Genomic DNA, 23,063 nt, shown 5'->3' with positions numbered 1-23,063 from the left:
CTTCAGGAGTTGCCGCCATGAACCTCTCGCTATACCTGCTGACTGTGCTGATCTGGGGCACCACCTGGATCGCCTTGAAACTGCAACTGGGGGTCGTGGCCATACCGGTGTCGATTGTCTATCGCTTTGGCCTGGCCGCCCTGGTGTTGTTCGTGATCCTGCTGCTCAGTCGCAAGCTGCAGGTGATGAACCGGCGTGGGCACCTGATCTGCGTGGCCCAGGGCCTGTGCCTGTTCTGCATCAACTTCATGTGTTTCCTCTACGCCAGCCAGTGGATCCCCAGCGGCCTGGTGGCCGTGGTGTTCTCCACGGCGACGCTGTGGAATGCCTTGAATGCGCGGGTGTTCTTCGGGCAGAAAATCGCCCGCAACGTACTGATGGCCGGGGCACTGGGCCTGGGCGGGTTGGGGCTGTTGTTCTGGCCGGAACTGGCGGGTCACATGGCCAGCCCGCAGACACTGCTGGGGCTGGGCCTGGCGTTGCTCGGTACGCTGTGTTTTTCGGCGGGCAACCTGCTTTCCAGCCTGCAACAGAAAGCCGGCCTCAAGCCCCTGACCACCAACGCCTGGGGCATGGCCTATGGGGCGGCGATGCTGTCGCTGTACTGCCTGGTCCAGGGCATTCCCTTCGAGATGGAATGGACCCGCCGCTACATCGGTTCGCTGCTGTACCTGGTGATTCCGGGGTCGGTGATCGGCTTCACCGCATACCTGACGCTGGTCGGGCGCATGGGCCCGGAGCGTGCGGCCTATTGCACCGTGCTGTTTCCGGTGGTGGCATTGAATGTCTCGGCGTTCGTCGAGGGTTATCAATGGACCGCGCCCGCCCTGGTCGGCCTGGTGCTGGTGATGCTGGGTAACCTGCTGGTGTTTCGCACACCCGCAGTGCGGATCAACCGGGTCAAAGCCGGCCTGGCGTGAGAAGGGGGGTGTGTTAACTGTCGTTTTCCAGGGTCAGGTAGATCAACGCGGGAAACATATATTCGAGATTGCTGCGCGCCCAATCGAAAGCGTTGCGGTTAGTGGAGTATTCCATGTCAAACCATTCGTTGAGAATGATGACGTACATGACGTAGTAAACAGTAATGGCAATGGTCAATCCGACTATTGCCATTTTTTTTGCACCGCGAAAGCCCTTATGGGTGGAATCGATGTTTCGGTAAAGTTGATAAGTTCCGACCAGGCAACATAACGTAAAGATGGTTTCCAGGGTGATGATGGTCCAGTAGAAGCGATGATGGAACAACTTGGACGTGACCGCCCTGTAGCGTCGCGAGTCATTACCCTCGGTGGTCGCCATGCTGAGGATGTCGCCGATGTATTCGTAGTAGGCCGTGTAGTCGGTGTAATTGTTGATCAGGGTAAATATTCCGAACAGTCCCGCCATTAATACGATGAGTACTTTGCTGCGCCGAATCGCGCAGGCGGTCGTGAATTTAATCATGCGCGTTATCTCCGAGTATTAGCAGCGTTTAATGCGCTGTTTGTGCTAGTCGGAGTTTATAGCGCGCGGACGAAAGTTTGTCGCGAGCCGAAGTTGCAACTTTTGTCGCTTGATGTTGTGCCGCAGTCAGTCAGTTCGCCTGGCGGGTCTACGTCACCTGGGTGATGCCGGCGCAAGTGGGCGGCACGTGGGCCAGAACGTGCCGCTGGCTTATCAGCCTCGCCATACCTGCGGATTGACCAGGTCTTGCGGCCGCTCGCCCAGCAGGGCGCTGCGCAAGTTGGCCAGGGCGCGGTTGGCCATGGCCTCGCGGGTTTCATGGGTGGCGGAACCGATATGCGGCAAGGTCACGGCGTTTTTCAGCGCAAACAGTGGCGACTGCGCCAATGGCTCCTTTTCATAGACATCCAGGCCCGCGCCGCGGATCCGGTTGTCCTGCAGGGCCTGGATCAACGCCGCCTCATCGACGACCGGGCCGCGGGAGATGTTCACCAGGATCGCGCTGGGCTTCATCAGGCCCAGTTCGCGATGGCTGATCAGATGGCGGGTCTGGTCGCTGAGCGGCACCACCAGGCAGATGAAATCGGCTTCGGCCAGCAATTGGTCGAGGCTGCGAAACTGCGCGCCCAGCTCCTGTTCCACTGCGTGCTTGCGGCTATTGCCGCTGTACAGGATCGGCATGTTGAAGCCCAGGTGCCCACGCCGGGCGATGGCCGCGCCGATATTGCCCATGCCGACAATGCCCAGGGTCTTGCCGTTTACATCACAACCGAACAGCGGCGCGCCGACACTGGCCTGCCATTGCCCGGCCTTGGTCCAGGCGTCCAGTTCGGTCACCCGCCGAGCGCTGCTCATCAGCAGGGCGAAGGCCAGGTCGGCAGTGCTTTCGGTCAGCACATCCGGGGTGTTGGTGAGCATGATCCCGCGTTCGTTGAAGTAGTCCAGGTCATAGTTGTCGTAGCCCACCGAGACACTGGACACCACTTGCAGTTGCCCGGCGTTTTCCAGTTGCGCCCGCCCCAGCTTGCGCCCGACGCCAATCAGGCCGTGGGCGTGGGGCAGGGCTTCGTTGAACTGGGCGTTGATGTCGCCGTTTTTCGGGTTCGGTACGATCACGTCGAAGTCTTGTCGCAGATGTTCGATCATCGGTGGAGTGATACGGCTGAAGGCGAGGACGGTTTTTTTCATTGGAGGCGGCTCGTCGGGCTTGGAGAATGCCAAGCACGCTAACATTCTTCCCGGACATTATGCGAGCGCTCGGATTGCCGGGTTGACGCCATCCAGAACGGCACATGAGTGTTCAACAGGCTGTCGATCACTCGAACAGCTTGTCCAGGTGTCGCTGTCCGGCTTTTTCAGGCACAAGGCCTTCAACATTGATTTCGCCAATCACTTGATGGCTGGTTGTACCGTGCATGATCGTAAAGTTGAAGGTGGCCTTGAGGGTTCCATCCTTGAAGTTGAAATCGAAGGTGATATGCCCGACATCCTTCTTCGGGAAGTAAGGTCGGTGCCATGTTCCACCGCTGGGGTCGTCCCAGTTTTCGATGAAGGTAGGTGGCCGTACAATACCGTCCGGTTGAAACTCATATCGTTTATTTTCAATGGTTGCCGGGAGTATTAGGGAGATGGAGTTCCATTCGAGCCCACTGATTTTATGCTCGGTCAATAACACCACCTGCTCGCCAATAGTGATAAAGCGAGTGGCTGTTCCCTCATAGTCGGTGTACTTGAAGTTGTTATGGATTCTGGCGGTCAGTTTGCCGGTCGCGGAGCGGGATTCATTACTTGAACCCGTGTAGTAAGCATTCATGTTGGTATCCCTTCGAATGAAAGATGAGAGTGCCCCATGGGGTTTTCATTCGAGGAGATAGTTTGTCTACTGTCATATCTGACAGGTTATTTATATTGATTGGCTATCGACGCGGTGAGTTTGGCATTCCTTTGCCATAGGCCAATGACTAATTCGCCAGCCGAACCCCACCCAAACTCCCACTCAGTTCATACGCCGTCAGTTCCGCCTGATGGGCGGCGAGGATTTCCGGTAGCGAACCGCGCAGGTATTCCACCCAGGTCTTGATCTTGGCGTCCAGGTACTGGCGTGACGGGTAGATGGCGTACAGGTTCAGCTCCTGGGAACGGTAGTTGGGCATCACCCGCACCAGGGTGCCGTTGCGCAAGCCTTCAATCGCTGCGTACACCGGCAGCACGCCCACCCCCATGCCGCTGGTGATCGCGGTTTTCATCGCATCGGCAGAGTTCACCAAAAACGGCGAGCTGTTGATGGTGACCATTTCCTGGCCCTCGGGGCCGTCGAACAGCCATTTTTCCAGGGGAATCACCGGGCTTACCAGGCGCAGGCAGGCGTGGTTCAGCAGGTCGCTGGGCTTGTGTGCGCAGCCGTTGGCTTTGACGTAGGCCGGCGAGGCACAGACGATGCTGTAGGTGATGCCCAGGCGCTGGGAGACAAAACCGGAGTCCGGCAGTTCGCTGGCGAGCACGATGGACACGTCGTAGCCCTCGTCCAGCAGGTCCGGCACGCGGTTGGCCAGGGTCAGGTCGAAAGTCACGTCGGGGTGGGTCTTGCGGTAACGCGCAATGGCGTCGATCACGAAGTGCTGGCCGATCCCGGTCATGGTGTGCACTTTCAACTGCCCGGCCGGGCGCGCATGGGCGTCGCTGGCTTCGGCCTCGGCTTCTTCGACATAAGCCAGGATCTGCTCGCAACGCAGCAAATAGCGTTTGCCCGCTTCGGTCAGGGCAATGCGCCGGGTGGTGCGGTTGAGCAGGCGGGTTTGCAGGTGGGCCTCAAGGTTGGAGACCGCGCGCGAGACGTTGGCGGTAGTGGTATCAAGCTGCACAGCGGCGGCGGTGAAACTGCCGGCTTCGGCGACGCAGCTGAAGGCGCGCATGTTTTGCAAAGTGTCCATGGGGTGCTCTCAAGGGAGATGGCAAATTGTGACACGAAGTTACAAGGTTCAGGCATTCAACCAAGGGATTATCTCGTTAACGGTAACAAAGATTCACAGGATTCCCAGCTTATCGCCGCACAGGCCCACCCCTAGAATTGTGCCGATTGGAAATCTCCCCCTCCTCAGGAATTTGCAGCAGTGCCGCGTCGCATCAACAGAGAGTTGAAGACTCTCAGTGTCTGGGCTTTATCGTTAGCAATCAGCGGCTGCATCGGAACCGGAGGTATTGCCCCACAAGGCAAGGCACTCGATGCCAATACATTGGCCACAGACGGCGCCATCCAGAGCGCCATCCAGGATGCTCACTGGCCCAGCGCCAAGTGGTGGCAGGCCTATGGCGATCCGCAACTCAATGCCTGGGTCGACCTCGCCCTGCAGGGTAGCCCAAGCATGGCCATGGCGGCGGCACGAGTGCGCCAGGCCCGGGCCCTGGCCGGGGCGGTGGAGTCCGCCGAGTCGTTGCAGGTCAACGCCGACAGTACCCTCAAGCGCCACAACTGGCCCACCGATCAGTTCTACGGTCCGGGCGAGTTGGCCAACGCCACCACCTGGGATAACAACGCTGCACTGGGCTTCAGCTATGCGCTGGACCTCTGGGGCCGCGAAAGCAATGCCAGCGAGCGAGCCGTCGACCTGGCCCACATGAGCGCCGCCGAAGCGCGCATGGCCCAGCTCGAACTGCAGCACAACGTGGTGCGGGCCTACATCCAGCTGTCCCTGCATTACGCCCAGCGCGACATTATTGCGGCGACCCTGGCCCAGCAACAACAGATTGTCGATCTGGCGCAAAAGCGCCTGGACGGCGGCATCGGCACCCATTTCGAAGTCAGCCAGGCGCAGACCCCGTTGCCGGAGACCCATCGCCAACTGGACGTCCTGGACGAAAGCATCGCCCTGAGCCGCAACCAACTCGCGGCCTTGGCCGGCAAGGGGCCGGGGGAGGGTGCGCGTCTGCAGCGTCCGACCCTGGCGCTGGGGGCGGCGTTGAAACTGCCGTCGGCGCTGCCGGCGCAATTGCTCGGGCAGCGCCCGGACGTGGTTGCCAGCCGCTGGCAAGTCGCGGCCCAGGCGCGTGGCATCGAGGTGGCGCACGCCGGCTTCTACCCCAACGTCGACCTGGTCGGCAGCCTTGGCTACATGGCCACCGGCGGTGGCGCGCTGGAGTTCCTCACCGGCAAGAAACTCAACTACAGCGTGGGCCCGGCGATCTCCCTGCCGATTTTCGACGGTGGCCGCCTGCGTGCGGAGCTGGGCGAGGCCGCGGCCGGTTATGACCTGGCCGTGGCCCGATACAACCAAACCCTGGTCAATGCCCTCAAGGGCATCTCCGATCAGTTGATCCGCCGTGAGTCGATGGACAAACAGCAAGCCTTCGCCACCGAGTCGGTGGCCGCCGCGCAGAAAACCTATGACATCGCGATGATCGCCTACCAGCGCGGCCTGACCGACTACCTCAACGTGCTCAACGCGCAAACCCTGCTGTTGCGCCAGCAACAGGTGCAGCAGCAGGTCCAGGCCGCGCGCCTGAGTGCCCACGCCGAACTGGTCACCGCCCTGGGTGGCGGCCTCGGCGCCGGCGCCGACGTGCCCGCCGAGCACCAGCTGCAGGCGCCGCCCACCCCGGCCATTCTTTCTGCCCTCGACCACTGACAGGACGCCATGACTCCCTTGCCTGCACCGCTGCGCTGGCTGTATGCCCTTGACTGGCGCCGTGGCTTTTTCGACTGGGCACGCAGTGATGGCGTGACCTGGGTGTATATCTTCAAAGTGCTGATTGCCGCCTTCCTGACCTTGTGGCTGGCCATGCGCCTGGAGCTGCCGCAACCGCGCACGGCGATGATCACCGTGTTCATTGTCATGCAACCGCAGAGCGGCCAGGTGTTCGCCAAGAGCTTCTACCGCTTCCTCGGGACCCTCGCGGGTTCGGCGGTGATGGTCGCGTTGATCGCCTTGTTCGCGCAGAACACCGAACTGTTCCTCGGCGCCCTGGCGATCTGGGTCGGGATCTGTTCGGCGGGCGCGGCGCGTTATCGCAACTTCCGCGCCTACGGTTTTGTGCTCGCCGGCTACACCGCGGCGATGGTCGGCCTGCCGGCCCTGGCGCACCCGGAAGGGGCGTTCATGGCGGCGGTGTGGCGGGTGCTGGAAATCTCCCTGGGGATTCTCTGCGCGACCCTGGTCAGTGCCGCGATCCTGCCGCAAACCGCCAGCGCGGCGATGCGCAATGCCTTGTACCAGCGCTTCGGGGTGTTCGCCCTGTTCGTCACCGATGGCCTGCGCGGGCGCAGTCAGGCCGACAGTTTTGAACGGCGCAACGTCGGTTTCATTGCTGAAGCCGTGGGCCTGGAAGGACTGCGCAGCGTCACGGTGTTCGAAGACCCGCACATGCGCCGGCGCAACGGCCGGCTCAGTCGCCTGAACAGCGAGTTCATGGGCATCACCACCCGCTTCAATGCCCTGCACCAGTTGCTCGAACGCCTGCGCGGCAGCGGCGCCGACCAGGTGATCGTGGCGATCAAACCGGGCCTGCAGGACCTGGCCGAATTGCTCGACGGCTTCTCTGGCCGGGCCCTGACCCATGCCGATGCAGCGCGCCTGGCGATGCAACTGGCCGCCTACAAGGACGGCCTGCCGGCGCGGGTGCGCAGCCTGCGCGCGAGCTTCCAGGAGCGCGCGCCGAGCGACGCCGACCAACTGGATTTTCATACCGCCTATGAGCTGCTCTATCGGTTTGTCGACGAGCTGCACAGCTATGCCCAGACCCACGCCTCGCTGGCCGAGCACCGCCACGAACGGGAGCAATGGGATGAGCCCTACACCCCGAAAACCAACTGGCTGGCCTCGGCGGCCTCGGGGATTCGGGCCGCGTTCATTCTGTTGGTGCTGGGCAGCTACTGGGTCGCCACCGCCTGGCCCAGCGGCGCCACCATGACCTTGATTGCGGCGGCCACGGTGGGGCTTTCCGCCGCCACGCCGAACCCCAAGCGCATGGCCTTCCAGATGGCCTGCGGGACGTTGCTGGGCGCCTTGATCGGCTTCGTCGAGATGTTTTTCATCTTCCCCAGGATCGATGGTTTCCCATTGCTGTGCGTGATGCTCGCGCCGGTGATCGTGCTCGGTTCGTTCCTCTCCTCGCGGCCGCAATACGCCGGGGTGGGCCTGGGCTTACTGATCTTTTTCAGCACCGGCTCGGTGCCGGACAACCTGACGATCTACAACCCCTACACCTTCATCAATGACTACATCGCCATGGTCATGGGCATGCTGGTGTGCGCGGCTGCCGGGGCGATCATTCTGCCGCCCAACAGCCGCTGGCTGTGGCGCCGCCTGGAGCAAGACCTGCGCGGCCAGGTGGTGTATGCCATCAGCGGCAAGCTCAAGGGCCTGGCGTCGAGTTTCGAAAGCAGCACTCGCGACCTGCTGCACCAGGCCTACGGCCTGGCGGTCGGGCAACCCCAGGTGCAACGGGACCTGCTGCGCTGGATGTTCGTGGTGCTGGAAGTCGGCCACGCGATCATCGAATTGCGCAAGGAGCAGGCGATCCTGCCGGTGCATCCGGCGTATGCCGAGTCGCAACCCTGGCGCCAGGCGATCCGGGTCATGGGCCGCGCCCTGGTGCGGTTGTTCCTGCAACCGGGGCAAAGCAACCTGGAGCGCGCGCTGGTGGCCGTCGACCACGCCATCAGCCGGGTCCAGGCCAGCGACGAACCCTTCGCCCCCCACTTCGACACCTCGCCCCTGCGCCGGGTCAAGAGCTACCTGCATTTCATCCGCACTTCGCTGCTCGACCCGCAATCGCCGCTGGCCGCCCTGCAAGGACCTGCCCATGCCTCGTGAAATCGCTTTCCATGGCGTCTACATGCCGACCATGACCCTGATGTTTTTCATCGCCGCAGCGCTGGCCTGGGCGCTGGACCGATTCCTGTCCGGGTTCGACCTGTACCGTTTTTTCTGGCACCCGGCGCTGTTGCGCCTGAGCCTGTTCATTTGCTTGTTCGGCGCCCTGGCGCTGACTGTTTATCAGTGAGACCACCTCGATGAAAAAGCTCTTCAGCCTGCTCGCTACCCTGTTGGTGCTGGCCTTGGCGATGTGGATCGGTCGTACCCTCTGGGTGCATTACATGAACACCCCCTGGACCCGCGATGGCCGGGTGCGTGCCGACATCATCAACGTCGCCGCCGACGTCAGCGGTGAAGTGGTGGACGTGCCGGTGCGCGATAACCAGTGGGTGAAAAGGGGCGACCTGCTGATGCAGATCGACCCCGAGCACTACTTGATCGCGGTCAAGCAGGCGCAGTCGCTGGTGGCCTCGCGCAAGGCCACCTGGGAAATGCGCAAGGTCAACGCCCACCGGCGCGCCGACCTCGACAACCTGGTGATCTCCCGCGAGAACCGTGACGACGCCAGCAACATCGCCGACTCGGCGCTGGCGGACTACCAGCACGCCCAGGCGCAGCTGGAAGCGGCGCAACTGAACCTCAAGCGCACCAAGGTGCTGGCGGCGGTGGACGGCTATGTCACCAACCTCAACGTCCATCGCGGCGACTACGCCCGCATCGGCGAGCCGAAAATGGCGGTGGTCGACATGAACTCGTTCTGGGTCTACGGCTTCTTCGAAGAAACCAAGTTGCCCCGGGTGCGCGTTGGCGATCAGGCCGACATGCAGTTGATGAGCGGAGAAGTCCTCAAGGGCCACGTGGAAAGCATTTCCCGTGGCATCTACGACCGCGACAACCCGGAGAGCCGCGAACTGATCGCCGACGTCAACCCGACCTTCAACTGGGTGCGCCTGGCACAACGGGTGCCGGTACGGATCCACATCGACGAGGTCCCGGAGGGGGTGCTGCTGGCGGCGGGGATTACCTGCACGGTGGTGGTCAAGCAGACGCCTTGAGGCTGCGTTCGAGGACGCAGTCCTCGCCTTTCGGATCCTGCGGCCGCTGCGCGACCGAACGCAGCTTCGCAGGCTCGACAGCTGCTACGGGGCCCCCTTCATTGGCAGAAGGTTTCGTGCAAATGCCGCCACCGCAACTGGCCTGACGGTAACTTCTCGATCACCACCGTGGCCCGGCGATCGTTGAGGACCCCGCTGGCATCCGACTGCAGTTCGCGGTAGCTGAGGGTCGCGCCATGGGCATGCTGGTCGAGCCCGTGCAGTTCGCTCAAGTCGATGCGCAACCCTGGGCGAGCACCGCCGAGGCTTTCGAACAGTTGCTGCAAGGCCGCAAAGTCCAGGCTGTTGCCATTGGGGGCAATCATCGAGAACGGCGGGGAGAAACGCGCCAGCAAGCGGCTCAGTACCCCCCGGTCGGGCGTGCCGGCGAACCATTGCTCGATGTCGACGAGGGTCTGGGTGATTTCAGAAAAGTAATCGCGATAGTCGTTCATCAGGTTTTTTCCAGGTGTGGGTGGGCGGTGACGAGCGCTTTCACGCCCGATGAATCAAAGCGCAGTACGGCCCACAGCGGTACCAGCGAGAGCAGTGCGGCAGCCAGAAAACAGCGCTCGAAGGCATGCGCCGAGTGCGGGCCGAGGACGCTGAGCAAGCCACTCAGCACGGCGCCGCCGAGGCAGAAACTCAGTTGCCGATTGATGTTCCATAGGGCGCTGGCGTGGTTCATGCGCGCAGGAAGAATGTCGATAAAGGCCAGGGTCTGCGCGCAACTGCTGCACAGGCTGCCACCCAGGCCCATCAAGGCATAGGCCAGCACCGGCAACCCGCCTTGCGGTTGCTCGATCAGCACCAGCAGGCCAATGCCCAGGCTTTGCAGCAGGGCACCGACCACCAGCAACGGCTTGGGGCCCCAGCGTTCGAAACCACGTTTGCCGACGGCAATCGCCAGGGCCGAGCCCAGCGCCCAAGGCAGCATCAGGGCGCCGATCTGCGCGTTACCCCAACCCTGTTGGTGCAGGTACAACACGGCGATCAGGCTGGTGCCGATGAACACGCCGGGAATCAACAGGTAGACCCACATGGCCAGGCGCAGGGACGGGCTGTGCAACAACTGCAGATCGAGCCAGGCCGAGCGTTTGCCCGCACCATCCTGGGTACGCGGCGCATCGGCCTCCAGCCAACAAGCCGCGAGCACCAGGGCCAGCAGGGCCAGCGGCAGGTTGAGGTAGAACACCCAGCGCCACGACAACGCTTGCACGATCAGCCCACCCGCGGCCGGCGACAGCGCCGGCACCAGCAACGCCACCGACATCACCCAGGTGGTCAACTGGGCCCGTTGCTGCGCCGGGAATTGGCGAAACGCCAGGGCCTGGCCGAGGGGGATCAACAGGCCGCCGCTGAGCCCTTGCAGCAGCCGCCAGCCGATCAGCGCTTCAATCGACTGGGCGCCAGCCACCAGCAGCGAAGCGCCGCCGAACAGCAGCAGTGAAGTGAGGATCAACCGGCGCTCGCCGCACCGCGCCGCCAGCCACACACTCAAAGGAATGATCAGGGTCAGGCCGAGCATGTAGGCGTTGCTGATCCACGCCAGTTGGGTCACCGAGGCCTGCAACTGCTGCGCGATGTCGGGGTAGGCGATGCTCGCGACGAACATGTTCATCAGGTCGAGGGCGAACCCCAGCAGATACACCAATGCGACTTTCCAGCGATAGGCCATGACGACTTCCCGGTCAAAGAGACGGGCAGGGTAGGGCGCTGGAAGCGCTAGAGAAACACTGATTTGCCTGCTAGTTTGTCAAAATTATTTTGACAAGGAATGCCATCAGCATGGTCAGCCTGGACCGTTTTGATACCTTCAAGGCCGTGGTCGAGGCCGGCTCGTTGACCGCCGCGGCCGATCTGTTGGGGCAGACCCGGGCGGTGGTCAGCTTCAATCTCAAGCGTCTGGAAGCCGAATTGGGGGTGACCCTGTTGACCCGCAGCACCCGGCAACTGGCGCTGACCGACGCCGGTGAGCGCTTTTACCTGCGCTGCCTGCGCACCCTGGATGAAGCGCGCCTGGCGATCGAGGAGGCGCGTTCCGAGCACACCCAGCTCAAGGGCACGCTGCGGATCACCACCACCCTGGAGTTTGCCCTGGCCCAGGTGGTGGCGGCGCTGGAGGTGTTCCGCCAGCAACATCCGCAGTTGAACATTCACTTGTCGACGTCCTCGACCCATGCCGACCTGATTTCCGAACGGTTTGACGTGGCGATTCGCCTGGGGCGTATGCACGACTCCAACCTGCGCGCGGTGCAGTTGTCGACCTTCGAGATCTATCCGGTGGCGACCCTGGCGCTGCTCGAACGCCATGGGCCGGTGACCCGTCTGGCCGAGCTGGAGGCACTGCCGACCCTGGGGCACGGCCGGGTGCCCGAGTTGACGGTTACCGACCCTGCGGGCACCGAGCATGTCTATCAACCGCTGCCGGGGAGAACCGCGATCATCGCCGACAACTCCGCGACCCTGCGGGCGTTTGCGTTGACCGGGCAGGGGGTGGCGATTCTGCCTGAGTGGCTGATTGCCGAAGATCTGCAGCACGGACGTCTGCAACGCTTGTTGCCCGATCACCGATTTGCCCTGCAGGGGGTGTATGCCTTGTACCCGGACACCCGGCACCTGCCGCTGAAGGTGCGGGCGTTCATTGATTTCATGAAGCAATGGAGCTGAGGTAGGCGGGTGTCTGTTTGGACGTCATCGCAAGCTGGCTCGTACACAGTGGTATTGGGTGCCCACAGATCTCGCGCCGAAGCTGCGATCTTTTGATCTTGGTTTTGTGGGCATATCCGTTGCTGCGGTAACGGCGGCTTAGGGTTCCGCCCTTACGGCGGGTCACTTTTTCCAGACGCCGAAAAAGTAACCAAAAAGGCTTGCCCCGAGCGTTCGGCCCCTCGCCAAGGCTCGGGGTTCCTTCGCTACGGTATCCATCCGGGGGCATCGCCTCCGGTTTGCTTCGCTGCACCTCCTCTCGATGTATGCGGCTTCGCCGCATGGCGCTACGCGCCTCCCCCTGATGGACACCTTCGCTCAGCCTGCCGATGGGGCGGGTGGATCAAGATCAAGAGCCAGAGCACGGCGACCTGCCGGTTGGCCTGAGTGGTAAGGGCGGGCGAGGCGGCCTACCGGCCGGCCTGCCTTTTCTGGTGTACGAGTCTCCCCTGTGGGAGCGAGCTTGCTCGCGATGGCAGTGTGTCAGGCGCCATCAACATTGAATGTTGCGGCGCCATCGCGAGCAGGCTCGCTCCCACCTTCACAGCCGCCCGCGCAAACCAAACCGTTTCATCAGTACCGACTCCAGCAAGCCCTTGGGCACCAACCCCGCCAGCAGCGGCAGGGCGCGGCTGCCGTTGCCCAGGCGCAGCAGGCGCGGTGGGCGGTCTTGTTGCACGGCCTTGAGCAGGTCGGCGGCGAATTCGCTGGCGGCGGTCGGTTTGTCCTGGGACGCTTTGGCCCTGGCGCGAATGCCTTCGCGCAGCGGGAACCACGGCGATTGTTCGCTGATCAGCTGCTCGGCTTCGTGGCTGGCATTCTTGGCGAAGCTGGAGGCGATGGCCCCCGGCTGGACTTCCATCACCCGCACACCGAACGGCGCCAGCTCCATGCGCAGGGCATCGCTCAACGCATGCACGGCGGCTTTGGACGCGCAGTAGGCACCGGCGAACGGCGTGACCAAGACGCCGGACACACTGCCGATGTTCACCACCAGCCCTTTGGTCCGGCGTAGCACGGGAAACATCGCGCGCGTGACGCCTACGATGGCGAACACATTGGTTTCGAACTGGCGCTGCATGGCCGGCACCCCGCCATCGAGCAACGGCCCCATGGCGCCGTAACCGGCATTGTTGATCAACACATCCAGGCCGCCATGCTGCTGGTTGATCCGTTCGCTCAATTGCTCGAGTGCCGGGCCATCGTTGACGTCCAACTGCACAGCGGTGAAACCGGCGGCGGCCAGGGTCGTCACATCCTCAGCCTTGCGCGCAGTGGCCCATACTTGGTAACCGGCCTGTTTGAACACATCGGCCAGGGCACGGCCGATGCCACTGGAACAACCGGTGATTAACGCGATGGGCATGGCGCGATCCTTGTGCAGTCAGCAGAGAGGGGATTCAGTCGGAGAAGCTACCTTGCAAACGCTCGGCGCGAAACTCCAGCGTTTGCGGGCGATAGCCAGGGCGCAGGGGGGGCATCGGCAGGCAGTCTTGCCAGTTGGCACCCGCCTGCAATTCACCGGGACCGCGGTAGCGCGGCGCTGCGTATTGATTGTCGGCCAGGTTGATCGTGTCCCCCGGCGCATAAGCGGCGATCCGCCAACGCAATTCGGTCAGCGGCACAGCGTTGCCGTTGTTCATTTTCAGCAGCAACGGACGGTCCGCCGGGCACTGATCGGGGGCATAGGTGATGCGCAACTCCAGGCGCGCCAGCTGCTTGACTTCGCGGCTGTCCAGCCATACCACCCAGATCGCCACCAACCCCAATCCAAGCGCCGCCGCCAAGGACACAGGCAACGCCTTGGCCGGATAACGCAACAACAGGGTCAACCAGGTAATGACCAGCAAAACGCCGATGAACATGGCGCGCAACCTCGGGTAGGGGGGGAGCCATCCTACCTAAGCGTAGAGGAGATTGGCCATGGCGGGTTGAGCGACAGGGTGTGTGCCAGGGCGGCAGGCGAGGGGATATTGGCAGCAAGCGCCCTTTCTCCAGCGAGAAAGGGCGCTATTTTCTGCTCCGGGCTGTGGGCTTACACCGCTTTCACGACAAATAGTTGCGTGGTCGCGACCCCCTGGTTTTCGTGAGTGATAGCGGCCTCGACCCAGTGCTCGTCGGGTGATTCCGGCGAGTAGACAAAACGGGTCCTGCCCTCCTGGTCGGTCAGGGTCGTCTCCCGGGCGATCGGTTCATCATCGACATACCATTCGACACTTACCCCTTGAACCCCTTGCCTGTTATTCGTGGACACCACCTGGACCTGCAACACCACACTCGCGTCGCAGCTCACCGCAGGTTGAGCCAGCACCGTATCGGCAGCGACAAACTCGTACAGGGTATCAACCACCTCAAACCTGCGAGGTGTTGACCATTCAGAGTCATCACCTCGATCCTCTTGCTGCACCTCAACTCGATGAAAACCCAGGGCCCAGTTTTCCGTGGCCGCCCAACGCCAGGATCTCCGGCCCGCCGTCGTGCCGAGCAGATTGTCCGGGGCATCCACGTCGCGCAAATGAATCTCCCCGCCTGTGGTGCCAGAACCTGAGATTTGCGGCTTGCGCGAGACTGCGCTGCTTTCAGTCGGCCTGTTGACCGCTGGGGTGCTCGGCCTGGGGAGTGCCATGAAATCATGCGGTTCGCTCCACGGCGACTCTGCCCCATCCGACTTCTGCTTCACCTGGAGACTAATGTGCCCTGGACCGAGAGGGGCGGCAGGCGAGAACATCAGCCGCCCTTCAGCATCCGCCAGTTGCTCGTGCCAAACCTCGCCTTCGAAAAATCGCACACTCATCAAGGCCCCGGGCAGACCCACGACCTTAATCTGTGGGCGCGACGGTGTTTGTGAGTTGGGCAACGGCAGATCAAAACGCGGAGCATCGGGCCCGACCGGCTCCTGCACGGTGAACACGCAGAGGTCACTGGCGTCGGAGCGTACGCCGCCTACGGTCTGTTCGGCCTTTACCTTGTTGATGCCCGGTGGCCAATCGTTGGTCGGCGTGAAGATGCGACTGTCTCCCGTACCGGTGAAGTTACCAGCGACTTCGGCGCCCGCCTCAGTGAAGAGCTCCACGGTGACGGTGCCCGCTCTGGAATAGACCTCGGTAATGGTCAGCGGCTGTTTTGGGGTGGCCGGGGTGGGCGGCTGCTGGATCACCAGTTTCGCCGGTTTTACGGTAATCGAACGCAGATCACTGGGGTCGGAGCGTACGCCGCCTACGGTCTGTTCGGCCTTTACTTTGTTGATGCCCGGTGGCCAATCGTTGGTCGGCCTGAAGATGCGACCGTCTCCCGTACTGGTGAAGTTACCAGCGACTTCGGCGCCCGCCTCAGTGAAGAGCTCCACGGTGACGGTGCCCGCTCTGGAATAGACCTCGGTAATGGTCAGCGGCTGTTTTGGGTAGGACGGGGTGGGCGGCGGCTGGATCACCAGTTTCGGCGGTTTTACGGTAATCGAACACAGATCACTGGGGTCGGAGCGCATGCCGTTTACGAACTGTTCGGCCTTGATCTGAGTGGTGCCCATCGGCCAGTCGTTGATCGGCACGAAGGTGTGGCTAGCTCCCGTGTCGCGGATGTCGCCATAAAATCTGGTGCCCGTCTCATCGGAGATCTCCACGGTGCCGGAGACGATCCCGGTAATGGTCAGCGTCTGTCTTGGGATGGCCGGGTTAGGTGGCTGGGCAATTACCAGCTTCGCGGGTTTGATGGCAATCAAACCCAGATTACTGAATTCGGAGCGTACGCCGCCTACGGTTTGTTCGGCCTTGACCCGGGTGTCGCCTGGTGGCCAGTCTTTGCTCGGCGTGAAGGTGCGACTGGCTCCCGTGCCGGTGACGTTACCGGTGACTTCGTTGCCGGTTTCCGTGAAGATTTTCACGGTCACGGTGCCGGAATAGACCCCGGTGATGCTGAGTGTCTGTCTTACGGCAGATGGGTTAGGAGGCTGCGCGAGTGTGGGCGTGTTGGGTCTGACGGTAATCGGAATCAGATCACTGGGGTCGGAGGATACGCCGCCTACGGTCTGCACGGCCTTGACCAGGGTGGTGCCGGTTGGCCAGTCCGCCGTTGGGGTGAAGGTGCGGGGATTTCCCGTACCGGTGAAGTTGCCAGCGACGTTGACGCCCGCCTCAGTGAAGATCTCCACGCTGGAGGCGTTGTGCAAAACTTCAAAAATACTCAACTGCTGCCTTGGGGGGGATGGGGGACGTGGCGGGGTGATCACCAGCGTTGGCGGTGTCACCAATTCCACGATAATTGAACACAGATCACTGGGGTCGGAGGGTACGCCGCCTACCGTCTGCACGGCCTTGACCTGGGTGGTGCCCTTCGGCCAGCTCGCTGTTGGGGTGAAGGTGCGGGTAGTTCCCGTACCGGTGAAGTTGCCAGCGACGTTGACGCCCGCCTCAGTGAAGAGCTCCACGGTGACGGTGCCCGCTCTGGAATAGACCTCGGTAATGGTCAGCGGCTGTTTTGGGGGCGACGGGGTGGGCGGCGGCTGGATCACCAGTTTCGCCGGTTTTACGGCAATCGAACACAGATCACTGGGGTCGGAGGGTACGCCGCCTACCGTCTGCACGGCCTTGACCTGGGTGGTGCCCGTCGGCCAGTCCGCTGTTGGGGTGAAGGTGCGGGTAGTTCCCGTACCGCTGATTGCGCCGGCGACTTTGGCGCCCGACTCAGTGAAAACCTCCACGGTGACATTGCCGGAAAAGACTCCGGTAATGGTCAGTGTTTGTTTTGGTGCGGACGGGGTCGGCGGCTGAGTGATCACCGGCTTCGCGGGTTTGATGTTAATGCGCCGCAGACCACTGGGGGCCGACACCACGCCGTCCACGGTTTGCACGGCCTTGACCACGGTTGTGCCTGTCGGCCAGTTTGTTGTCGGCGTGAAAGTACGGTTCGTACCCGTGCCGCTGAAGGTACCAGCGATTTTGGTGCCTGCTTCAGTGAGTATTTCCAGGGTGGTCGTGCCGGTACCGGAATAAACACCGGTGATGGTTAGCACTTGTGTCGGAGTGGCCGGGTTGGGAGGCGACGTGATTGCAGGCGCCTCCAACGTCACGGTAAAGGAGCGCGGATCGCTTGGGTCGGAGTCCAGGCCGTTCACGGTTTGCACAGCCTGGACCTGGTTGACACCAAGTGGCCATTCTGCCGTCGGTGTGAACGTGCTGGAAGTTCCTGTGGTGTTGAAGGTGCCGGGGACGATGGCGCCTGCCGCATTGATAATTTTCAGGGTGACAGCGCCGGAAAAAACGCGGGTAATGATCAGCGATTGTCTGGGTGCGGGCGGGCGTGGAGGTGGATCGATCCACAGTATTGTTGGCTTCACGGTGATCGAACACGGATCGCTGGGGTCGGAGTCCAGGCCGTTCACGGTTTGCACGACCTGGACCTCAGTGGTGCCCGGTGTCCACTCTGTCGCCGGAATGAAACGTCGGCTATCACTCGAACCGAGGAATTCACCCTCAACCGTGTCGCCCGCCACGGTGATCATCTTCAGGGTGGCGGTGCTGGAATGAACATCAGTAATGTTCAGTATCTCTTTCGCGCTGGCTGGGTTCGGAGGCGGGGTGATTACAGGCTTCGCTGGTATGCGGGTAATCAGACGCAGATCGCTGGAGTCGGAGGGGACGCTGTCCACGGCCTGCACGACCTTGACCCGAGTGTTGCCCGCCGGCCAGTCCGCCGTCGGTGTGAAGGTGCTACCAGTCGCAGTGGTGTTGAACGCCCCCGCAATTTTTATACCCTCCTCAGTGAACAGCTCCAGAGTGACGGTGGCGGAGTAAACACCGGTAATGGTCAGCACTTGTTTTGGTGAAACCGGGTTAGAGACCGCACTGATCGCGGGTTTTGGTGGTTTTACCTTGAGTTCGAACGGTGGGTTTAACCATTTGGACTCCGTGGCATCGATGATCTGCTGGGCAGAAAGCCAAAAGCGTCCTGCTGGAAGACTAACGCTGCCTGAACTTAACGGCGCCTCCCAGGTGCCATTGACTACCATCGCAGTCGCCAGAACAGGCGTTGCGTGATTCTGTTGCACGACATTGACTGTGGCTCTCTCAGACCCTGTACCCGTAATTGTCGGTTGGGGGGTTGTCGCCGCTGTGGGGCCCGTGATGTACGGTACAGGTGGCCTGATGGTGAAATTTCGCACTACGTACTCAGAATGATAATTCTCGACATCAACGCGAACATAGAGTGTTTTACGTCCATAACCGATGTCCAGAGGCAGTGGTGTTGAGGACCAACTACCATCATTAGCGTTCGGGAAGGCGTGAGCCCACTCATGACCGCCTTCCTGTTGCAGTGTTACCCTCGAGCCAGGTCCGGAATAACCATGGTTGCCATAGAAAATCCCGCCGTGATCTATGACGTCCTCCTCTTCAGGACCAACGATTACAGGATCGGACGGCTTCACCTGAATGACGAATGGGGGATTGACCCAGCGAGAGGCCATGTCCTTGAAGATTTGCTGAGCGGAGACCTCATAGGGACCCGCCGGAAGATCAGGTATATCGGAGCGCAGAGTTGCCTGCCAAGCGCCATTGATGACTAGTGCTGATGCCAGAATAGGGCTTGCTTGGTTCTGTTGGGTAACATATACCGTCGCGCCCTCATAACCTGTGCCGTTGAAGGTCGGTCGTCTGTTCGTCAGTGCTGTTGGCCCGGTGAATACCGGAGGAGGGGGATAAGAGACCATCGTCATATCTTGCGTATATGCCCACTCGCTCTCCGGTATCCAGGAAACTTCGTACTGTACGCGAACAAAAAAAACCTCTCCGGGCGCCAGAATATTCTCAGGCACCTCGTATTTCATTGATGAATAAGTCGGATACGAAGTAAAAGGCGGCTCGGCCCGATGCCGTAGTTCGTTGCCAACCCTTATCTGTATCCACCATTTGGTAATGGGCGCACCAGGTAGGAATGCATGCGCCTCTATTACAAAACCTGGCGTTGCGTAGTTACCTTTGGGCGCATCGATTGTAGGCGCGGGAATAAATTGTGGTTGTTGAAGATCGTCTTTTTCGTCTGCCATGCGGGTAGCGCTCCTGAGTCTGGTTCTTTCACCAGGTGCAATGACGCTACTTCTACTCGAGACGGCGGGTTGGCGACACCTGTCAGATATGACAGTTCAGACAGGCGGTCGGACGCTCTATCCCTACAACCGTTATTAAAGACATCTCCCTTGGATCGCAATTTCAAAGACTGAGAACCTAGGGTCTGAAAGATTCGTTATAGAGTGGCTTTTACACGGCTCGTTGATTGTTTTTTATAGGCTTGCGATAACAACTCGTCCATTAATTTCGATTTGCTCTAACTATCCCCCAATACCTGTCAGGTCTGACAGGTTACGCAACCGCTGTTTATCGTTAGTTTGATCTAGCCAGGCACTCCCATCATGTCTATTCCTGGCCGGAGAATGTCCCATGACTGCCGAGCACAACTCGTTGATGAATTCACTTATCGCCGCCAATAAGTCAACGAAAGCAGGGCAGAGCCCATTTGCGGCGGCCATGCGGAAAATGGCGATGAGTTCGGTCTTCGACATCGTCCGCCTGTCCAGGCCTGAGTTCATTCGACAATTGGCGGTGTACAGCGATGTCGACGCCGGCCTGGCCTATGACAACGCCATGGGATACGCGGTGTTGATTACGCGCCTGTATCGCGAATACAAGACCTCTTCAGGCAAGTTCCAGCAACTGGCCCAGCGCAGCGGTGTTCGTGCATTGGTGCCGCAGGGACCGACTTTCCCCAATCTGTTCAAGGAGAACTGGGACGAGTTCTGCAAGGTGGGCGCGCTGGCCGCCATGGATTCTCCGGTGGCCTACCTTAGTGAGTTGCGGCGCTTTGTCCGGCAACTGGAGGCCACCAGCACCGACGCCCAGCGCCTCTTGCTGGATGAACGTCGCCCTGACCTCAAGGACCTGCTGATCACTCACGAAAGTACCTTTACCCCACGGCCGATGCTGGAAATCGTTAACGGCGTGTTGAGTGCGAACCTTCAGACCTACCTCAGTGGCCTGCCGGCAGACAAGGGCAAGTCGATTTATCAGGTCCTCAGCGAGCGTCGTTATCCCTTTGTGTTGCCCTACAACTTCTATCATCAGCAATGCCATTTGGGCTTGTCGGGCAAGCAGCCGGTATTGGGTGAACTGAACTATCGGGCCAGTGAATGGCTGCCGCTGGAGCAGGCCGCCACTAACCGTTATGGCCAGGGCGCCCAGCCAGTGGTGCAGGCGCAGCGGCTGTTGAGCGGGTTGAGCCCGCAACAACAGACATTGTTGATTGAGCGTTCGCCGTTCAGTCACGTTTACTTGAACCGCAGTAGCTTGAGCGATTTGACCCATGGTCAGCAGGGTGTTGGCAGCGGCCTTCTCAATCCTCATGTACGGACCTCGATCTGTTACTTGTTGCCAGCAGAGCAAGACGACGAAGACGACATTGGCCCGGCTGATCCTCTGGCCATTGCACCGGTTGACCCGGTTAACAACTCAACGACGCTTGTTCCAGTGAGCTTTCGCAAGGAGGGGGGGGCAGAGCCCATTACCGTGACCCTGGCGCTGAGTTCGGGCTCGGCAGCCAACACCGGCAAGTATCGGCTCAATTCGATGCATGTAAATTCAACTGCAAACATTTGCGCGCGCATCGCCACCCCAACCGCATTGCCCGTTCCCGAGGCGGCGGGCTACTCGGTCAGCTTTGATCTGAATATGGCCACCGGAACCACGGACGCTTGGGTAAAAGTGCTTCGCAGGCGTTACACGATCACGCTGGACGAGCAGTACCAACTGACGGCCGCAGAAAAGGACGGCGTCACAAACGCGTACGGCGTCGATATCACAGACCCCGATGTGACATTCCTCGCCGACTTGAACACCTTTATGCAGCGCACCGGGCTGCAGGCCGAACAGGTTGAGAGGCTGTTGTCGCGACGTGCTTACGCGGTGCGTCTGTCAGACAGTTGTCCGAGTAAAAACCTGCAAGACACCAGTACTGCCCCGTTCCCCTACTCCAACCATTACGGTGCCTGTTACGTCAATGGCACCGGGAGCGACCAGTTCGACAGTGTTGTCCCGCCTACAGCCGAATCCATCCTGCGGGACAAACTCGACAATGCCATGGACCTCCAGCAAGTCGACACCGGCGACAGCAAAACCTGGCGCCTGACCAAAACCTCGCTCAACCGTTTTGATCGCCTGCAACGCATGATCCGCCTGCAGCGCTGGACGAACATCCCCTTTGCCAAACTCGACACCCTGATCGTCAGTGCCATCCGGGCCGAGGGCGAAGAGAACCTGGGGCTGGAGCTCAACGAAAACACCCTGCGGGTACTGGGGGTGTATCGCTACCTGAGCCAGCGCCATGGCATCGATCCCCAGGAGTTCGCCGCGCTGATGCATGACCTGACGCCCTATGCCAGCGGCAAGGATGAAGTACCGCTGTTCGATCAGGTGTTCAATCGGGTGCGCCTGTTTGACACGCCGTTGATCCTTGATCAAACCCCATTCGACCCCACCAGTGCCACCGCCGCCAACCAGAAGACGGTGCTGCAATTGTGTGCCGGCCTGGGCTTAAAACCGACCGCCGACTCCTTGTTGTTGATCGCCCGGCAAACCTCGGCGCTCGGGCCGCTCATGCGTGATTTACCGACCGTATCCTCACTGTTTCGCCAGGCCCGCATTGCCCAGTTGTTTGGCTGTACGGTGGCCGAGCTGCTGACCCTGGCGACCCTGCTCGGTGGTCAGGACTACCAGAGTGTATTGGCCAGTGGTCGATTGAGTCCGCGGAAAAAAGCGGATGTCCCGGACATCCTCGATGTGCTGATGCAACTGGACTGGGCCACCCAGTGGCTCAAAGACAGCCAGCAGAGTGTTGCCCAGTTGCAGCAACGCCTGGGGCCGAATATTCCCCTGTTGATCGCCTTGGCGGACGATGGCGGCGAGCAGCCATTGACGGACGACCTGCAAAAGCGTCTGGCCAAGTTGCAGGGTGATGTTGTGTTAAGCACGGTAACCGCGGCGCAAGTGGCGGCCCTCGACCTGCCTGCGCGCGAGGATGAGGCATCGGCGTTTGCCGTTATCGAGTGGTATGAGTTGTTGATCAGCCACGATTTGCTCGATCAACAGGGCTTGTTGCCAGGACTGGACCGTCCCCTGAGCCTGACTGATGAACCACGGACCTGGCTCATGGCGGGCATAGACGAGCTGATCGAACCTCTCACGCTGAGCGCGGCAGTCAAGCAGCTCTGTGGGCAAAAGCTGCTGGAGCTGTTGCTGGATGCACACGACCGGCAAACCCAGTTGCTCGAAAGGCTGTTCCAGGAAACCGCCCACCTCGCACCGGAGCGTTGTGTCGCGGTGATGGAGTGGGCCCACTCTTCGGTCTATGCCGTGCTGCACGATGCGCTTGAAGAGACAGTCGGGCCGGCGCTGACCGAGCACTTCCAGCGCATCTCGCGGCATGCCGAAATCGTTCTGCAACTGCGCTTGAGCAATAGCGCCCTGCGCCTGTTCCTGATCAACCCGCACTGGCTGGGGGGTGAACAATACCCGCTGACCAACAGCGAGCCCTCGCTCGCCGAACTCTATCTGTTGGAGCGCTTCAGCCACTGGCTGCACGGTCAGAGCCAGACGGAGGATACCTTGCTCAGCTACTTCAACCTGGCGAACCCGGCCCCGGCGAAACTGAAAAATAAAGCGCTGCGCCAGATCGCCAGTGACACCGCCAATAGCGCCCTGGCCCGGTTGCTGGAATGGCCGCAGACAGAGATTGCGCTCCTGACCGCCAGGCTGGAGTCAAAGCGGGCCTGCACGATGGCTCAGGTCGACTGGATACGCCGTTGCCAGGCCAGTTGCCAGGCCAGTGGCTTGTCCGCCAAGGCATTGCTGCAGGCCACCGCACTCAACGCCGCCAGTACCTTGGATGAGTGGAAGGTAGTGGGTGAGGCGGTCATGGCCGCCCATCCCGGCGCTCACTCAACGCCTACCAGTGTGTAAGGAGC

The 23,063-nt window shown here is 61.1% G+C and carries 16 protein-coding genes; 7 read left to right on the top strand and 9 right to left on the bottom strand.

The window, feature by feature from the left end; all coding sequences use genetic code 11:
- Positions 1-17 precede the first annotated feature (17 nt).
- Positions 18-920 (top strand): DMT family transporter, encoded by a 903-nt coding sequence (locus tag AACY45_RS12010; protein WP_339545669.1) that lies wholly within the window; start codon positions 18-20, stop codon positions 918-920.
- 13 nt (positions 921-933) lie between these two features.
- Here the strand turns inward: AACY45_RS12010 and AACY45_RS12005 are convergent, their stop codons facing one another.
- The 4 genes from AACY45_RS12005 to AACY45_RS11990 form a co-directional block, all read right to left on the bottom strand.
- Positions 934-1,443 (bottom strand): DUF2165 domain-containing protein, encoded by a 510-nt coding sequence (locus AACY45_RS12005; RefSeq protein ID WP_339545668.1) that lies wholly within the window; start codon positions 1,441-1,443, stop codon positions 934-936.
- Between the two features lie 213 nt (positions 1,444-1,656).
- Positions 1,657-2,631, bottom strand: coding sequence for a 2-hydroxyacid dehydrogenase (locus AACY45_RS12000; protein WP_339545667.1), 975 nt, complete (start codon positions 2,629-2,631; stop codon positions 1,657-1,659).
- A gap of 127 nt (positions 2,632-2,758) precedes the next feature.
- A complete protein-coding gene (locus AACY45_RS11995) occupies positions 2,759-3,256 on the bottom strand; it encodes a hypothetical protein (RefSeq protein WP_339545666.1) in 498 nt (165 codons plus the stop codon).
- A gap of 148 nt (positions 3,257-3,404) precedes the next feature.
- Positions 3,405-4,373 carry a LysR family transcriptional regulator gene (locus tag AACY45_RS11990; RefSeq protein ID WP_339545665.1) on the bottom strand — a complete coding sequence of 323 codons (969 nt, stop codon included), beginning with the start codon at positions 4,371-4,373 and terminating at the stop codon, positions 3,405-3,407.
- A 180-nt stretch (positions 4,374-4,553) separates the two neighbouring features.
- On the opposite strand from AACY45_RS11990, the gene AACY45_RS11985 reads away from it, so the two are divergent.
- From AACY45_RS11985 to AACY45_RS11970, 4 genes are read left to right on the top strand one after another with little or no spacing between them, the layout of a single operon-like run.
- The gene (locus AACY45_RS11985) at positions 4,554-6,065 is read left to right on the top strand and encodes an efflux transporter outer membrane subunit (protein ID WP_339545664.1); all 1,512 of its coding nucleotides are present in this window, start codon (positions 4,554-4,556) and stop codon (positions 6,063-6,065) included.
- 9 nt (positions 6,066-6,074) lie between these two features.
- Positions 6,075-8,252 carry an FUSC family protein gene (locus AACY45_RS11980; protein ID WP_339545663.1) on the top strand — a complete coding sequence of 726 codons (2,178 nt, stop codon included), beginning with the start codon at positions 6,075-6,077 and terminating at the stop codon, positions 8,250-8,252.
- On the top strand, positions 8,242-8,442 hold the full coding sequence (locus AACY45_RS11975; RefSeq protein WP_095077709.1) for a DUF1656 domain-containing protein: 201 nt from the start codon (positions 8,242-8,244) through the stop codon (positions 8,440-8,442). Before AACY45_RS11980 ends, AACY45_RS11975 begins: the two co-directional genes overlap by 11 nt.
- Positions 8,443-8,452: 10 nt before the next feature.
- Positions 8,453-9,310 (top strand): HlyD family secretion protein, encoded by an 858-nt coding sequence (locus tag AACY45_RS11970; RefSeq protein ID WP_339545661.1) that lies wholly within the window; start codon positions 8,453-8,455, stop codon positions 9,308-9,310.
- 98 nt (positions 9,311-9,408) lie between these two features.
- Here AACY45_RS11970 and AACY45_RS11965 read toward each other — a convergent pair whose 3' ends face one another.
- Both AACY45_RS11965 and AACY45_RS11960 read right to left on the bottom strand, forming a co-directional pair.
- Entirely contained in the window at positions 9,409-9,804 is a 396-nt protein-coding gene (locus tag AACY45_RS11965) for a DUF4440 domain-containing protein (RefSeq protein ID WP_339545659.1), read from the bottom strand.
- The gene (locus AACY45_RS11960) at positions 9,804-11,027 is read right to left on the bottom strand and encodes an MFS transporter (RefSeq protein ID WP_339545658.1); all 1,224 of its coding nucleotides are present in this window, start codon (positions 11,025-11,027) and stop codon (positions 9,804-9,806) included. The genes AACY45_RS11965 and AACY45_RS11960 overlap by 1 nt, the downstream gene beginning before the upstream one ends.
- Before the next feature lie 110 nt (positions 11,028-11,137).
- On the opposite strand from AACY45_RS11960, the gene AACY45_RS11955 reads away from it, so the two are divergent.
- Positions 11,138-12,019 (top strand): LysR family transcriptional regulator, encoded by an 882-nt coding sequence (locus tag AACY45_RS11955; protein ID WP_339545657.1) that lies wholly within the window; start codon positions 11,138-11,140, stop codon positions 12,017-12,019.
- A gap of 580 nt (positions 12,020-12,599) precedes the next feature.
- On the opposite strand, the gene AACY45_RS11950 is transcribed toward AACY45_RS11955, so the two are convergent.
- The 3 genes from AACY45_RS11950 to AACY45_RS11940 all read right to left on the bottom strand — a co-directional run bounded on the left by AACY45_RS11950 (position 12,600) and on the right by AACY45_RS11940 (position 19,097).
- Entirely contained in the window at positions 12,600-13,424 is an 825-nt protein-coding gene (locus tag AACY45_RS11950) for an SDR family oxidoreductase (RefSeq protein ID WP_339545656.1), read from the bottom strand.
- Between the two features lie 34 nt (positions 13,425-13,458).
- Entirely contained in the window at positions 13,459-13,923 is a 465-nt protein-coding gene (locus AACY45_RS11945) for a multidrug transporter (RefSeq protein ID WP_339545655.1), read from the bottom strand.
- Between the two features lie 170 nt (positions 13,924-14,093).
- A complete protein-coding gene (locus AACY45_RS11940) occupies positions 14,094-19,097 on the bottom strand; it encodes a hypothetical protein (RefSeq protein ID WP_339545654.1) in 5,004 nt (1,667 codons plus the stop codon).
- Between the two features lie 391 nt (positions 19,098-19,488).
- On the opposite strand from AACY45_RS11940, the gene AACY45_RS11935 reads away from it, so the two are divergent.
- Positions 19,489-23,058 (top strand): Tc toxin subunit A, encoded by a 3,570-nt coding sequence (locus AACY45_RS11935; RefSeq protein WP_339545653.1) that lies wholly within the window; start codon positions 19,489-19,491, stop codon positions 23,056-23,058.
- Positions 23,059-23,063 lie beyond the last annotated feature (5 nt).

Origin of the sequence: Pseudomonas sp. RA_35y_Pfl2_P32, from assembly GCF_963970735.1 — a bacterium.
Taxonomy (GTDB): Bacteria; Pseudomonadota; Gammaproteobacteria; order Pseudomonadales; family Pseudomonadaceae; genus Aquipseudomonas.
Note: the sequence above shows the minus strand (reverse complement) of the source record. Positions and strands in the feature narration are given on the sequence as shown.